12 protein-coding genes are annotated in these 13,320 nt (G+C 68.4%); 11 read left to right on the plus strand and 1 reads right to left on the minus strand.

Features of this window, described 5'->3' with window-relative positions:
* The first annotated feature begins 93 nt into the window (after positions 1-93).
* The 8 genes from C7402_RS28720 (at position 94) to C7402_RS28755 (ending at position 7,663) form a co-directional block, all read left to right on the plus strand.
* The gene (locus C7402_RS28720; RefSeq protein ID WP_116613016.1) at positions 94-1,122 is read left to right on the plus strand and encodes a beta-ribofuranosylaminobenzene 5'-phosphate synthase family protein; all 1,029 of its coding nucleotides are present in this window, start codon (positions 94-96) and stop codon (positions 1,120-1,122) included.
* A 140-nt stretch (positions 1,123-1,262) separates the two neighbouring features.
* Positions 1,263-2,225 carry an NAD(P)-dependent methylenetetrahydromethanopterin dehydrogenase gene (locus tag C7402_RS28725; protein WP_116613017.1) on the plus strand — a complete coding sequence of 321 codons (963 nt, stop codon included), beginning with the start codon at positions 1,263-1,265 and terminating at the stop codon, positions 2,223-2,225.
* A 53-nt stretch (positions 2,226-2,278) separates the two neighbouring features.
* Positions 2,279-3,571 carry an ATP-grasp domain-containing protein gene (locus C7402_RS28730; protein ID WP_116613141.1) on the plus strand — a complete coding sequence of 431 codons (1,293 nt, stop codon included), beginning with the start codon at positions 2,279-2,281 and terminating at the stop codon, positions 3,569-3,571.
* Positions 3,546-4,571: a methenyltetrahydromethanopterin cyclohydrolase gene (gene mch, locus C7402_RS28735; RefSeq protein ID WP_116613018.1), complete on the plus strand. Its 1,026-nt coding sequence runs from the start codon at positions 3,546-3,548 to the stop codon at positions 4,569-4,571. Before C7402_RS28730 ends, mch begins: the two co-directional genes overlap by 26 nt.
* Positions 4,568-5,620 carry an ATP-grasp domain-containing protein gene (locus tag C7402_RS28740; RefSeq protein ID WP_116613019.1) on the plus strand — a complete coding sequence of 351 codons (1,053 nt, stop codon included), beginning with the start codon at positions 4,568-4,570 and terminating at the stop codon, positions 5,618-5,620. The genes mch and C7402_RS28740 overlap by 4 nt, the downstream gene beginning before the upstream one ends.
* Positions 5,613-6,530 carry a triphosphoribosyl-dephospho-CoA synthase gene (locus C7402_RS28745; protein WP_208949017.1) on the plus strand — a complete coding sequence of 306 codons (918 nt, stop codon included), beginning with the start codon at positions 5,613-5,615 and terminating at the stop codon, positions 6,528-6,530. The genes C7402_RS28740 and C7402_RS28745 overlap by 8 nt, the downstream gene beginning before the upstream one ends.
* A 137-nt stretch (positions 6,531-6,667) precedes the next feature.
* A complete protein-coding gene (fae, locus tag C7402_RS28750; RefSeq protein ID WP_116613020.1) occupies positions 6,668-7,177 on the plus strand; it encodes a formaldehyde-activating enzyme in 510 nt (169 codons plus the stop codon).
* Positions 7,178-7,255: 78 nt separating this feature from the next.
* Entirely contained in the window at positions 7,256-7,663 is a 408-nt protein-coding gene (locus C7402_RS28755) for a hypothetical protein (protein WP_116613021.1), read from the plus strand.
* 615 nt (positions 7,664-8,278) lie between these two features.
* On the opposite strand, the gene C7402_RS28760 is transcribed toward C7402_RS28755, so the two are convergent.
* Positions 8,279-8,803 (minus strand): dihydroneopterin aldolase, encoded by a 525-nt coding sequence (locus C7402_RS28760; protein WP_112178291.1) that lies wholly within the window; start codon positions 8,801-8,803, stop codon positions 8,279-8,281.
* 457 nt (positions 8,804-9,260) lie between these two features.
* On the opposite strand from C7402_RS28760, the gene C7402_RS28765 reads away from it, so the two are divergent.
* The 3 genes from C7402_RS28765 to C7402_RS28775 are packed head-to-tail and all read left to right on the plus strand — an operon-like array spanning position 9,261 to position 13,306.
* Positions 9,261-11,294 (plus strand): sigma-54-dependent Fis family transcriptional regulator, encoded by a 2,034-nt coding sequence (locus C7402_RS28765; RefSeq protein ID WP_112178292.1) that lies wholly within the window; start codon positions 9,261-9,263, stop codon positions 11,292-11,294.
* Between the two features lie 54 nt (positions 11,295-11,348).
* Positions 11,349-11,945 (plus strand): flavoprotein, encoded by a 597-nt coding sequence (locus C7402_RS28770; RefSeq protein WP_116613022.1) that lies wholly within the window; start codon positions 11,349-11,351, stop codon positions 11,943-11,945.
* On the plus strand, positions 11,924-13,306 hold the full coding sequence (locus tag C7402_RS28775) for a DUF6513 domain-containing protein (RefSeq protein ID WP_116613023.1): 1,383 nt from the start codon (positions 11,924-11,926) through the stop codon (positions 13,304-13,306). The genes C7402_RS28770 and C7402_RS28775 overlap by 22 nt, the downstream gene beginning before the upstream one ends.
* Positions 13,307-13,320 lie beyond the last annotated feature (14 nt).

Genomic DNA, 13,320 nt, shown 5'->3' on the forward strand with positions numbered 1-13,320 from the left:
CGTCTGCGTTCGCGTGAAACCGTTCGCCGCGTGACGGCACGCGCCGTCGCTGCGGCGGCCCTCCGGCACCCGCCAAGCACGAGGACTCTCGCGATGCAGCTCCACGTTCGCCGCCTTCCCCCCGACGCCAGCGTGAGCGTCGACGCCCCCGCGCGCCTGCACCTGGGCTTCCTCGATCCGAACGCCTCGCTCGGCCGCGCGTTCGGCAGCCTCGGGCTCGTGATCGAGGGCGGCGGCACCCGCATCGAAGCGCGGCTCGCCGAGCGCGACAGCATCGAAGGCGCGGCGAGCGAGGCGGAGCGCGAGCGCATCGCGATCTGTCTCGCGCGGCTGCATGCGGCCTATGACCCGGCACCTGTGGCGATCGAGGTGATCCGCACGCCGCGCGCACACACGGGACTCGGCTCCGGCACGCAGCTCGCGCTCGCCGTGGGCAGCGCCTTCACGCGCCTGCTCGACCACGCGGCGACGAGCGCGGAACTCGCCGCGCTGCTCGGGCGCGGCGCGCGCTCGGGCATCGGCGTGCTCGGCTTCGAAACGGGTGGCCTGCTGGTGGACGGCGGCCCGTCACGCGGCTTGCGCGAGGGCGTGCCGCCGCTGCTCGCGCGCCAGCCGTTCCCGGAGAGCTGGCGCGTGCTGCTCGTGAGCGACAACGCGCGCGAAGGGCTGCATGGCGACGCGGAACGGCGCGGCCTGGCAGCGCTCGCGCCGTTTCCGCAAGCGCTCGCCGCGCATCTGTGCCATCTCGTGCTGATGCAGATCCTGCCGGGCGCGGCCGAAGGCGACATCGCCGCATTCGCGCGCGGCCTCACGCAGTTGCAGCAAACCATCGGCGAATACTTCGCGCCCGTGCAGGGCGGCGTGTTCGCGAGCCCCGACGTCGAGCGCGCGTTGCGCGCCGTGGCGGCACAACGGCCGGCCGGCATCGGCCAGAGTTCGTGGGGCCCCACGGGCTTCGCGATCGTCGCGAGCGAATACGACGCGGCCTGCGCGCTGGCCACGGCGCGCGCCGCCACGCGCGGCATGCCGCATATCGAATGCACGGTCGTCGCGGGACGCAATCGCGGCGCCGACGTGCGGCGCGCCGCCTTGTGCGCGCAGCGGCGCGTCGACGCCGCATGAGCGGCCCTGCGCGCGCCGCGAGGTCTTGAGCCCCGGCAGCGCGCGCCGCGCCCCGACTCTCAACCCTGCCCAGCCATGCGTGGCCACGAGCCCTTCCCTTGCGCAGTCCACGAGATCGCCACCGAAACGAGCCCCCTGCCATGTCGACCAGCCCTGAAAAACCCACCGAAAAGCCCGCCGAGCGGCCCTATATCCTGCACATGTTCACCGCCACGCCGCAGATGAGCCCGTTCGACGTGAACATGGCCGCCGACGCCGGCTACCAGGTCATCGTGCCGTACTGCAACGTCGAAGCCGCGATGGTGGCGAACCTGACCCAGGACGCGATTTTCTCGCGCGGCCCCAAGGGCGTGTCGCGCACCGGCATCTTCATCGGCGGGCGCGACGTCATGCTCGCCGCCGACATGCTCGACGCCGCGCGCAAGGCCATGGTCCCGCCGTTCGAGGTATCGGTATTCGCCGATCCGAGCGGGTCGTACACGACCGCCGCGGCGCTTGTCGCGCTGGTCGAACGGCATCTGGCCAAGGCCTACGGCATGGAGCTGGGCGGCAAGCGCGTGCTGATACTCGGCGGCACCGGCGCGGTCGGGCGCGTGGCGGCGGCGATGGCCGCCTCGCTCGGCGCGGACGTCTCGATTGCGAGCCACGGCGGCCAGGCGCGCGCCGCGCGCGTGAGCGACGAAATCAACGCGCGCTTTCGCATTCCGACCAAGGGCGTGAGCACGGCCACGCCCGCCGAAACCCGCGACGCGCTGGGCGAGGCCGAGATCGTGTTCGCCACGGCGCTCGCGGGCGTACAGGTGGTGAGCGCGCAGGACCTCGCGCACGCGCGGCACCTGCTCATCGCCGCCGATGTCAACGCGGTGCCGCCCGAAGGCATCGCGGGCGTGAACGTGGTCAACAACGGCAAGCCGATCACGGGCCTGGCGAATGCCACAGGCGCGGCCGCGCCGATCGGCATCGGCGCGCTTGCGATCGGCAACGTCAAGTATCAGGTGGAGCACCGGCTTTTTATCCGCATGCGCACCGGCGGCAAGCCGGTCTACCTGGGCTTCCCCGAAGCGTTCGACGAAGCCCGCGCCGTGGCGGCGGGCCTCGATTGACCTCGATTGCCTCGATTGAGCGCGCCGCCTTCGCGACCGGTCATGAAGCGCCCATGAGACCCACCACGCCGGCGCCTTGCATCGCGGTCGCGGGACTGTCCGCGCGCATGCTGGCGCAGTCCGCCGCGCGCTCGGGCCTGCGCGTGTTCGCGCTCGACGCGTTCGGCGATCGGGACACGCGCGCGGCCGCCGCGCAATGGACCGACATCGGCGGCGGCGCGCCGTTGTCGATCGACGGCGAGCGCCTCGCCGAAGCGCTCGCGCGCGCGGCGCAAGCGCCGGGCTTGATCGGCTGGATCGCGGGCAGCGGGCTGGAACCGTTCGTCGCGCGGCTATGCGGTGCACCGGGGCTGCCGCGCTTCATCGGCAATCCTGTTGCGGCGAGCGCGGCGGTGCGCGAGCCACGGCGCTTTTTCCCGCTGCTGGACGCGCTCGCGATCCCTCACCCTCCCGTGCGCTTCGCGCCGCCCGCCGCGCCGCAAGGCTGGCTCATCAAGCGCGCGGAAGGTTGCGGAGGCACCCATATCGAACGCGCGGAAAGCGTCGGCGATCTGCACGCGTTGGCCGGCTTTGGCGAGCACGATCCCTCGCCGGCCTATTTCCAGCGGCACATGCGCGGCCGCCCGCTCTCCGCGCTGATCATCGCCGCGCACGGCACGGCGCGCGTGATCGGCTTCGCGGAGCAACTCGTCTGCGCGATGGGGCGCCTGCCCTTCGTGCACGCGGGTTCGATCGGGCCGATCGACCTCGCGCCCGCTATCGCCGCGCGCGTGTGCGCGGCCATCGCCGCGCTTTGCGCGCAAACCGGCCTCACGGGCATGCATAGCTGCGACTTCCTGCTGGACGGCGACACCTTCGCGCTGCTGGAGATCAACACGCGCCCTTCCGCGACGATGGCGCTCTACGAAACCGCCGCGCCACGCACGTGGCCGCGCGGGCTGCTCGCCTGGCATATCGAAGCCTGCCTGCATGACCGCCTGCCGCCCGCAACCGCGACCTACGCGGCCTGCGCAGCCCCCCACGCGCGCGGGCGAGCGGGTCAGCGCGCGCGCGGCCGAGCGGGTCAGCGCGTGTTGTTCGCGTCGCACGCGTTCGACGTCTCGCCAGCCTTCAGCGACGCCTGCCTGCGCGACCCGCGCTGCCGCGACGTGCCGATGCCCGGCACGCGCATCGAAGCGGGACAGCCCGTCTGCACGCTGCTCGTGCGAGCGCCCTCCGTGAAGGCCGTGCTGCGCTTGCTCGACGCGCAGCAAACGCGCGTTCTGCAACGCATCGAACCCAGCCCGGCGTACCCAACCGGGCAAAAAACCGAGCCCGACCATGACCGACTCTCCTGCAACGCCTGACACCCCGCCGCCCGTCGGCCCCAATGCGCCGAGTGTGAACGCGCTGAGCGAGCGCCTCGTCGCCCGGCTCGTGGACGACGCGCCGCGCTTCGGCGCCGCCGTGAGCCACACGGCGCACGGCACCGTGCTCGTCGACGCCGGCGCGCAAGCGCCGGGCAGCGTCGCGGCAGGCGTGCTGATCGCGCGCATCTGCATGGGCGGGCTTGGCCACGTCACCGTTCGCGAAAGCCTGGACGCGCAGCCGCTGTGGCCGAGCATGATCGAAGTGCGCACCTCGTGGCCGGTGCTCGCGTGCCTGGGCAGCCAGTACGCGGGATGGAGCCTCTCGGCCACGCGCGAGCAGACCGGCGGCAAGAAGTTCTTCTCGCTGGGCTCGGGGCCCGCGCGCGCGCTGGCCGTGAAGGAGCCGCTCTATGCGGAACTGGGTTACCGCGATCGCCACGCGCGCGGCGCGCTGGTGCTCGAAGTCGAGCGCCTGCCGCCCCAGGTGGTGATCGACAAGGTGCTGCACGACTGCGGCCTCACGCCCGCGCAGCTCACGCTCATCGTCACGCCGACGCACTCTGTCGCGGGAACGGTACAGGTGGTGGCGCGCGTGGTCGAAGTCGCGCTGCACAAAACGCATGTGCTCGGCGTGCCGCTCGACGAAGTGGTGGAAGCGGGCGGCTCCGCGCCCTTGCCGCCGCCCGCGCCCGACGGCCTCCAGGCGATGGGCCGCACCAACGACGCGATCCTCTACGGCGGCCGCGTGCATCTCACCGTGAAGCATGACGCCGTGGCGAAGCGCCTCGCGGCCGAACTGCCCGCTTCGACCTCGCGCGACTACGGCCGCCCGTTCGCGGACATCTTCACCGCGTTCAACCACGACTTCTACCAGATCGATCCCGCGCTGTTCGCCCCCGCCGAGGTGTGGGTAAGCAGCCTCGAAAGCGGCGCGACCTGGCACGGCGGACGCGTGGACGCGGCCGTGCTGCACGGCCAGTGGAGCGCCGCGTCATGAGCCTCGATTTGCCCGGCTTGAGCGACTTGAGCGACTTGAGCGCCCCCCGCGCGCAGACGTCGCTGCGCATCGCCATCATGACCGACGAGACCGGCTGGCATACCGCGCGGCTCAAACGGGCCTTTCGCGCGCGCGGTGCGCAGGCGCGCTGCGTCGATCTCGCGCAATGCCGCATCGACACCACGTGGACGCCTCACGGCCTGATGCTGCCCGGCTTCGGCCGCACGCTGCCCGACGCCGTGTTCGTGCGCGGCATTGCCGGCGGCACCTTCGAGCAGGTCACGCTGCGCCTGGGCATTCTGCACGCGCTGCGCGAAGCGGGCGTGCCCGTGTATAACGACGCGCGCGCGATCGAGCGCAGCGTCGACAAGTCGATGACGAGCTTTTTGCTGCATCGCAGCGGCGTGCCGACGCCCGCGACGTGGGTGGGCGAATCGGCGGCCTTTGCGCAGCGCGTGCTGATGCGCGAGGCGGCGGCCGGGCGCAGGGTCGTGCTCAAGCCGCTGTTCGGCTCGCAAGGCCACGGCCTCAGGCGGCTCGGCCCCGCGGGCGCGCGCCCTCGTGCGCTCGCGCCGCTGCCCTCGCTCAAACCGTACCGCGACGTGGCCTATTTGCAGCGTTATGTCGATGCGGGGCGCGCGGGCTTCGACTGGCGCGTGCTCGTGATCGGCGGGCGGGCCGTGGCGGCGATGCGGCGCACGGGCGGCAAGGGCTGGATTCACAACGTCGCGCAAGGCGCGAAGTGCGAAGCGGCCGAACTCGACGCGGCCCTCGCCCGCACGGCGATACGCGCGACCGAAGCGCTCGGACTCGACTACGCTGGCGTGGACCTGATCCCCGATCCGGACGACGCGGCGCGTCCGCTCGTGCTGGAGGTCAACGGCGTGGCGGCGTGGCGCGGCCTGCAATCGGTCACGGCTATCGATATCGCGGCGGCGCTCGTCGACGATCTGCTTGGGCGCAGGCTGCCCGCGCAACGCGAAGCGCTCGCGCGCGCCAGCGACGCGAGCACCGCCGCCGTGGTGCCGCTGCACGAACGCCGTGGCTGAGCCGCCGGGCGACCCGACGCCGGCCGCCATCGCGCGGGCGCGGCAAGCTTTTCTCGACGCCTGCCGGCTCGACGTGGAAACACCCAAGCCGGGCAACGTGAGCGAGCGCAGCGCGGGCCACGGCATGCGCGCGGCGCAGTTCCTGGCCAGCGCCGAAGCCGCCGCGGGCGCGCTGTTCACGCCCGGCGTGCCCGTGGGCAGCCGCGTGCTCGACGCGGTCGCGCGCACGCGCGACGCCGCCGGCTGCAATACGAACCTCGGCATCGTGCTGCTCGTCGCGCCGCTCGCCGCCGCGCTGGAAAACACGGCGCTGCCACTGGCTGAGGGCGCGTGGCGCGAAGCGACCGAAAGCGTGCTGGCGCGGCTCGATCTCGACGACGCGCGCCTCGCCTATCGCGCGATCGCACTCGCCAACCCTGGGGGCCTGGGCGACGCGCCCGAGCAATCGGTGCACGCCGCGCCCACGATCGCGCTGCGCGAGGCGATGACGCTCGCCGCCGCGCGCGACAGCATCGCGCGCCAGTACGCGAACGGCTTTCGCGACGTGTTCGAGACCGGCCTCGCGGCATGGCGCGAGATGCCCGCCGGGGAGCCGCAGCTGGCCACGCTCCACGTCTTTCTCGCCTTCCTCGATCGCTGGCCCGACTCTCACATTGTGCGTAAGCAGGGCGACGCCGTGGCGCACAGTGTCACGCTTGCGGCACGCGAGCGGCACACCCAATGGCTCGCGGCGCTGCGCGGCACGGGCCCGATCACGTTCGATGCGCACGCACCGTTCGACCCGTTCGCCGGGTTCGACGCATGGGATGCCGACCTGAAGGCACGCGGCATCAACCCCGGCACGAGCGCCGACCTCACCGTGGCGACGCTGTTCGTCGCGGGCTGCCTCGCCGCGGCGCGCGCAGCGTGAGTCTGTGCATGCGCTGGCACGGATCCTGTTAGTCAATGCCACCGTGTCACAACCCGCCGCCCGTCGATCGCCGTCCTGCGCCGACCTGGACGGCAACTCAGTCGGCAAGTCCCTAGTCCATTCATCGGAGGAACAGCATGGCCAAGATCAATCGCGTCCTGATAGGAGAGTCGCTCGTCGGCGATGGCAACGAAGTCGCGCACATCGACCTGCTGATCGGACCGCGAGGTTCGGCTGCGGAAACCGCATTTTGCAACGCGCTCACCAACAATAAGGATGGCTTCACATCGCTGCTTGCAGTCGTCGCACCGAACCTGCTCGCCAAGCCGAACACGATCCTGTTCAACAAAGTGACGATCAAGGGCGCGCGCCAGGCCGTGCAGATGTTCGGACCGGCGCAGCACGCGGTCGCGCTCGCGGTGGCGGACAGCGTGGAGGACGGCACGATCCCGCAGGCCGAAGCCGACGACCTGTTCCTGTGCGTGGGCGTGTTCATTCACTGGCAGGCGGAGGACGACAAGAAGATTCAGGAGTACAACTACAAGGCCACGCGCGAGGCGATCCAGCGCGCGGTGAACGGCGAACCGAGCGCGGCCGAAGTGGTGGCGAAGAAAGGCAGCGTGGCGCATCCGTTCGCGCCGAACTGAGCGCGGCGAGAGAGAGCATGGCGGCTTGCGCCTCGCGCGGGCCGCCGCCTGATGCGACTCCATTCATGAAGGCGTGAAATGAACCTACGATGTTTTACGCTGGTGGCTTGTGCCTGTTTCGCGTTCGCTGTGCCGCTCGCCCGCGCGGACGACGACGCGCCTAAATCGCCCGCGCCGGCGAGCGGGTACAACTACCCGACACAAGGGCGCGTGGAATACGTGCTGGGATGCATGGACGATAACGGGCACGATTTTGCAAACGTCTATAAGTGCTCGTGCGTGATCGACAAGATGGCCGCTGTGCTGCCCTATGATGAGTTTGTCGATCAGTCGACGTTTGCCAAGTACGCGACGCTGGGTGGTGAAGGTGGGTCGGAGTTTCGCGTCGATCGCGCGAAGGCGCAGGCCAAGCGGTTTCGGACTTTGCAGACGGAGGCTTATCGGAGTTGTGGGTTGGGGAAGGATAAGACGGCTTCGGCGCCTTGAAGTTTAGAGGGCTTTTTTGTTTTTTCGTGGTTTTTTGTTTTTTCGCGTTTCCTTGTTTTCGTGTCGGTCTGCGAGCGTTGCCCCTGTGCGGGGCGGCACCTACTTTTCTTTGCAGCGGCAAAGAAAAGTAGGCAAAAGAAAGCCGCTCAAACCGCTAGTGCCCGCCACCGTTCACCCCGCACCACGCCAGCTAGTGGCTCCGGAGCGTCTGTCACCTCGCACCTTTTAACTGAGTGACAAAGGGCTCATCCTTCCGGCGGCGCTACGCGCCCCGAAGGGCATAGCCAAAACCACCAACCCCGCGTGACGCAAGGCGGGTTTCCCATGCAGATCTTTCCGCAGCGCGCGAAGCGAGCAGCGGGAAGTATGACTGCCTTGTCACTACGTTCAAAGGTGCGGGGTGCCGGATGCTCCGGAGCCACTACCTGGTGCGGTGCGGGGTGAACCGTGGCAGGCATTGGCGGTTTGAGCGGCTTTCTTTTGCCTACTTTTCTTTGCCGCTGCAAAGAAAAGTAGGTGCCGCCCCGCACAGGGGCAACCCTGGCAGACCGACACGAAAACAAGGAAACGCGAAAAAACAAAAAACCGCGAAAAGCAAAAAAACCACCCCAAAACCTAATTAGGAAAAAGCCCTTCCCCAAGCCCCGCATACCCAGAAATCGCCCCCCCCACCTTCCCCCTACGCCTCTCAATCACCACCCCAACCGCCGCCACATCCTCAAACTTATCCGGCTTGGCAATCGCCACCCGCACCCAGTGCGCACCGAACTCCACAATCAGCAACCGCGCCACCGCTTCAGCAAGCGCTTCAAGCAACCTCACCCCATGCGAAGCGAGCAACGCATGCAGTGCGCCACGCACGGCCGCGTAATTGACGGTGTCTTCGATGCGATCGGTGCTGCACGCCCGAAGCACGGGCACGCCGATGGCAAGGTTCATGCGAACGGGTTGGGCAACGTCCTGCTCGCTGCTGTCGATGCCAATCACCGTCTGTCCAATGAAGTTCTCGATGAACACGATGTCCATGCGCGCAGGCAGCGTCTCGCGAGCGGGCAAATCGGGCCCATCGAGCGCCCCGGCGCCGGCGCAAGCGCTGGAGAAACCATCAAGGCAGGCGTTGTCGATCGGGTTTCGATACATGGTGTCCTCCGCCGCAATGCGGCAAATGGCGAGTTGATGCGAATCGGATCGGCGCAAAGCGGTACACGGTGCCCAGGAAGCGAAGCACTTTGCGCCAAAGCTGCAACACCCGGGTCCGCCGCCGCGTCTATCCGTGTGTTTAAGTACATCGGTCCGTACGCTGCGGCACGGCATGGCGCGAGGAGAAGCAAAAAGCGGGCGCACCCGCGCAAGTTGTTGAGATTGCTTATTGAACGGAACCGGCATCGGGCGTAAAGTTTTAAGCCAACGCCGGATGACAGGGCGGGACACTCAGCGCGCACGCAGCCTCAGAAGTCGCGGCGCCAGGGGAAACAGAAGTTCGATAAAGCGGCGATGATCGTCGCGCATGGTTCAACAGGGTGATGCAACGAAGGGCTGTTCCTTCGTCGCAATGCCTGCCCGTGCGCACGGCATTGACGCAACGGAGACAAACCCCATGTCGTTGCTCACTGACAGCAATTTGCACGTCCGTGAAGTCATGAATGTCGTCAACCGCCAACTGGCGACCCGTCCCACGAGCGAGCCGGTTGCGCAGTCGTGGGCGCGCTGTGTCAACGAGTTCAAGCTCGATCCTTCACGTTTCTCGCCTCCGCCCGTTCTAACGGACTACGAACTCAGCCAGCGCCGCGAAGCCGTGAGCGATCTGATCGCCTGCGCGCGGCTCGAAATGACCACGCTCTATCAGCAACTGGCCGACCCGGAGCTGGCCGTCGCGCTCGTCGATGCGGGCGGGGTCATCGTGCACCAGGTCTCGTCGATGCCGTTCGCCGAAGCGGTCGCCGCCGACGGCTTTCGCGTAGGCGCGATGTGGAGCGAGCGCGAAGCAGGCACCAACGGTATGGGCACATGTCTGGCCGAGCGCGAGTGCATTGCCGTGTGCCAGCACGAGCACTTCTATCCGCGCTATACGTCGCTCACCTGCTCGGCCGCGCCGATTTTCGACGACCGGGGCGAGATCGCCGGCGTGCTCGACGTGACGAGCCGCTCCAAGCTCTTGCAGCAGCATTCGCTCGTGCTCGTGGGCATGTCGCGGCAAATGATCGAGAATCGCCTGCTCGATGCGCGCTACCGGCACGCGAACATGATTCATTTTCATAGCCGCCCGGAATTCGTCGGCACGCTGCATGGCGGCAAGCTGGCCGTGGCCGACGACAGCACGGTGCTCGCCGCCAACCGCAGCGCCCTCTTCCAGCTCGGCTTTCGCGAGCTGAGCGAGTTGCGCGGCCGGCGCATCGAGGAGGCGTTCAACGCGTCGCTCGAAGACATGATCGCGCGCAGCATCCGCGGCTCGTTCCACCCCATCACCGTCTATAGCGCGAATGCGAGCAACCGCTTCTTCCTCGTCGCGCAAACGCCCCAGAACAGCGCGGGCCTGAGCACGCGCATCGCGGTTTCCGCGCCCGTGCCGCGCAGCCGTGCGCCCGAAAAGCGCCCGCCGCCGCGCATCGACGAGATCGCGCACCTCGAATTCGGCGACCCGCTCATGGCTTCGCAAATCCAGCTCGCCGCACGCGTGGTGCAACGCAAGATTCCCATCGTGCTGCGCGGCCAGACGGGCACCGGCAAGGAAGTGTTCGCGCAGGCGCTGCACAGCATCAGCCCGCACGCATCGGGCCCGTTCGTGCCGGTGAATTGCGCCTCGCTGCCCGAAAACCTCATCGAGAGCGAACTGTTCGGCTATCGCGCCGGGGCGTTCACCGGTGCGCAGCGCGAAGGGCGGCGCGGCAAGATCGTGCAGGCCAACGGCGGCACGCTCTTTCTCGACGAGATCGGCGACATGCCGCTCGCGTTGCAGGCGCGCCTGCTGCGCGTGATCGAGGAGCACGAGGTCACGCCGCTCGGCGCGGAAACGACCGTCAAGGTCGATTTCCAGCTCGTGAGCGCGAGCCACCGCAATCTGCTCGAACTCGTGCACGGCGGGCAATTCCGCGAGGATCTCTATTACCGGCTCAAGGGCGTCGAGCTGACGCTGCCGCCGCTGCGCGAGCGCGTCGACAAGCTCGCGCTGATCCACCATCTGCTCGCGAACGAAACCGACAACGATCCGCCCGAGCTCTCGCCCGAAGCGCAGCACGCGCTGCTCACTTACCCGTGGCCCGGCAATATCCGCCAGTTGCGCCACGTCTTGCAGATGGCGATCGCGCTGTGCGACGGGCAACTGATCCGCAGCGAAGACCTGCCCGCCGAAATCACCCAACGCGGGCCGCAGATCGAGGCCCCCGCCGCCGCGCACGCGCCGGCGCAGGCGGCGCTGCAACACCAGGCCGACGACGCGGACCTGTCCGCGCTCAATGCGCTCCAGCTAAAAGAGCGCGAGACGGTGCTCTCGCTGCTCGACGAGCATCGCTGGAACGTGAGCAACGTGGCCAAGGCGCTCAGCATCAGCCGCAACACGCTGTACCGCAAGATGCGCCGGCTGCATATCCGGCTCTCGCACGACAGCGCGGCGCCCGATGACGACGACGCATGATCCACGGGTGATCCACGCATAACGCACGCATAACGCACGCATGAAAAAACCGGCATGACCCAGGCGCCCGCCCGCCGTCTCACGGACTTTCGCGCCGACGCCCGCTTCGCGTGGTGCGTGACCGGCTCCGGGCATCTGCTCGAAGAGTCGCTCGCGCTCGCCCTCGCGTTGCCGTGCGTCGATCTCTTTCTTTCGGCGGCCGCCGAGGAGGTGCTGCCGCTCTATGGCTGGACCCTGGCGAAGCTGCGCAACCACTTTCGCGTGCTGCGCGACAACAGCGCGAGCGGCGTGCCGGTGGGCATGCTCTACCAGGGCATCTATCACACCGTGGTGATCGCGCCCGCCACGAGCAATACCGTGGCCAAATGCGCATTCGGCATCTCCGACACCTTGCCCACCAACATGTACGCCCAAGCCGGCAAGCAATGCATCCCCGGCATCGTTTTTGCGTGCGATACCGAGCCGACCGTGGTCACGCACAGCCCGAACGAATGGGTCGAGCTGCGCCCGCGGCGGATCGAACTCGACAACGTTGAGCGCCTGTCGCGCTTCGAACACACCACGCTCGTGCGTTCGCTCGACGAGCTCAAAACGGCGCTCGACGCCCGCCTGTCGACATTCGGTCTCGCATGGATCACATCGTCTTCCTGACCGGCCGGCTCGCCGAAAAGAGCCTCACGCGCGTGCTGGACAGCATGGCGCCCACACCGTTCAGCTGGGAGATTCGCGAAATCGGCCTTCAGGTCGCCGCGCTGATGACGGCCGACATGATCCGCCGCCGCGTGAGCGCGCCGCTCGCCGCGCAGCGCGTGATCGTGCCGGGCCGCTGCCGGGGCGACCTCGCCGCGCTGAGCGAACACTACGGCGTGCCGTTCGAGCGCGGCCCCGAGGAGGTGAAGGATCTGCCGCAATACTTCGGCCGCGCCGCGAAGCCGTTCGATCTCACGCACTACGAAACAGCCATTTTCGCGGAGATCGTCGATGCGCCGCATCTCGACCCCGACGCCATTGCCGCGCGCGCACGCATATATGCCGCGCAAGGCGCCGATGTGATCGACATCGGCTGCCTGCCCGATACACCGTTCCCGCACCTCGAAGACGCGGTTCGCCGGCTGAAGGAAGAAGGCTTTCGTGTAAGCGTCGATTCGATGCGCAGCGAGGAACTGCTGCGCGGGGGGCGTGCGGGCGCGGACTACCTGATGAGCCTGAACCTCGACACGCTATGGATCGCCGACGAGGTGCCCGCCACGCCCATTCTCGTGGCGCGCCAGCCGGGCGAGCCCGCCACGCTCGACGCGGCGATCGAGCATTGCGCCGCGCGCGGCCGCGCGTTTCTCGCCGACCCGATTCTCGACCCGATCCCGTTTGGCCTTGCCGCCTCCATCGCGCGCTATGTGCAACTGCGCGAACGCCACCCGCAGGCGCCGATCATGATGGGCATCGGCAACGTGACGGAGCTGACCGAGGCCGACACCAGCGGCATCAATGCGGTGCTGCTCGGCATGGCGGCCGAGTTGCGCGTGAGCGCCGTGCTCACCACCTCGGTGAGCCTGCACGCGCGGCGCGCCGTGCGCGAAGCCGACGTGGCGCGGCGCGTGATGCATGCGGCGCGCGAGGCGCAGGTGCTGCCCAAGGGCATCACCGCAGACCTCGCGACCGTGCACGCCAAACGCCCGTTTCCCTACAGCGCCGACGAAATCGACGAACTGGCGAGCCAGGTGCGCGACCCGAACTTCCGCGTGCAGGTCAGCGCCGAGGGCATTCACGTGTACAACCGCGACGGCCATCGCCGCGCCGTCGACCCGTTCGCGCTCTACCCGCAACTGCAACTCGAAGCCGATGGCGGTCACGCCTTTTATATGGGCGTGCAACTCGCGCGCGCGGAGATCGCGTGGCGTCTTGGCAAACGCTTCGATCAGGATCAGCCGCTGGACTGGGGCTGTGCCGTCGAGCGCGATGCGCACGATCTCTCGGCATGGTGCGCTCCCGGCGAGACCATGAAGAAACGTTGAGGGCGCAACGGTGG

The sequence above is a fragment of the Paraburkholderia unamae genome (genome assembly GCF_003096875.1).
In the GTDB taxonomy this organism is placed as follows: Bacteria; Pseudomonadota; Gammaproteobacteria; order Burkholderiales; family Burkholderiaceae; genus Paraburkholderia; species Paraburkholderia unamae.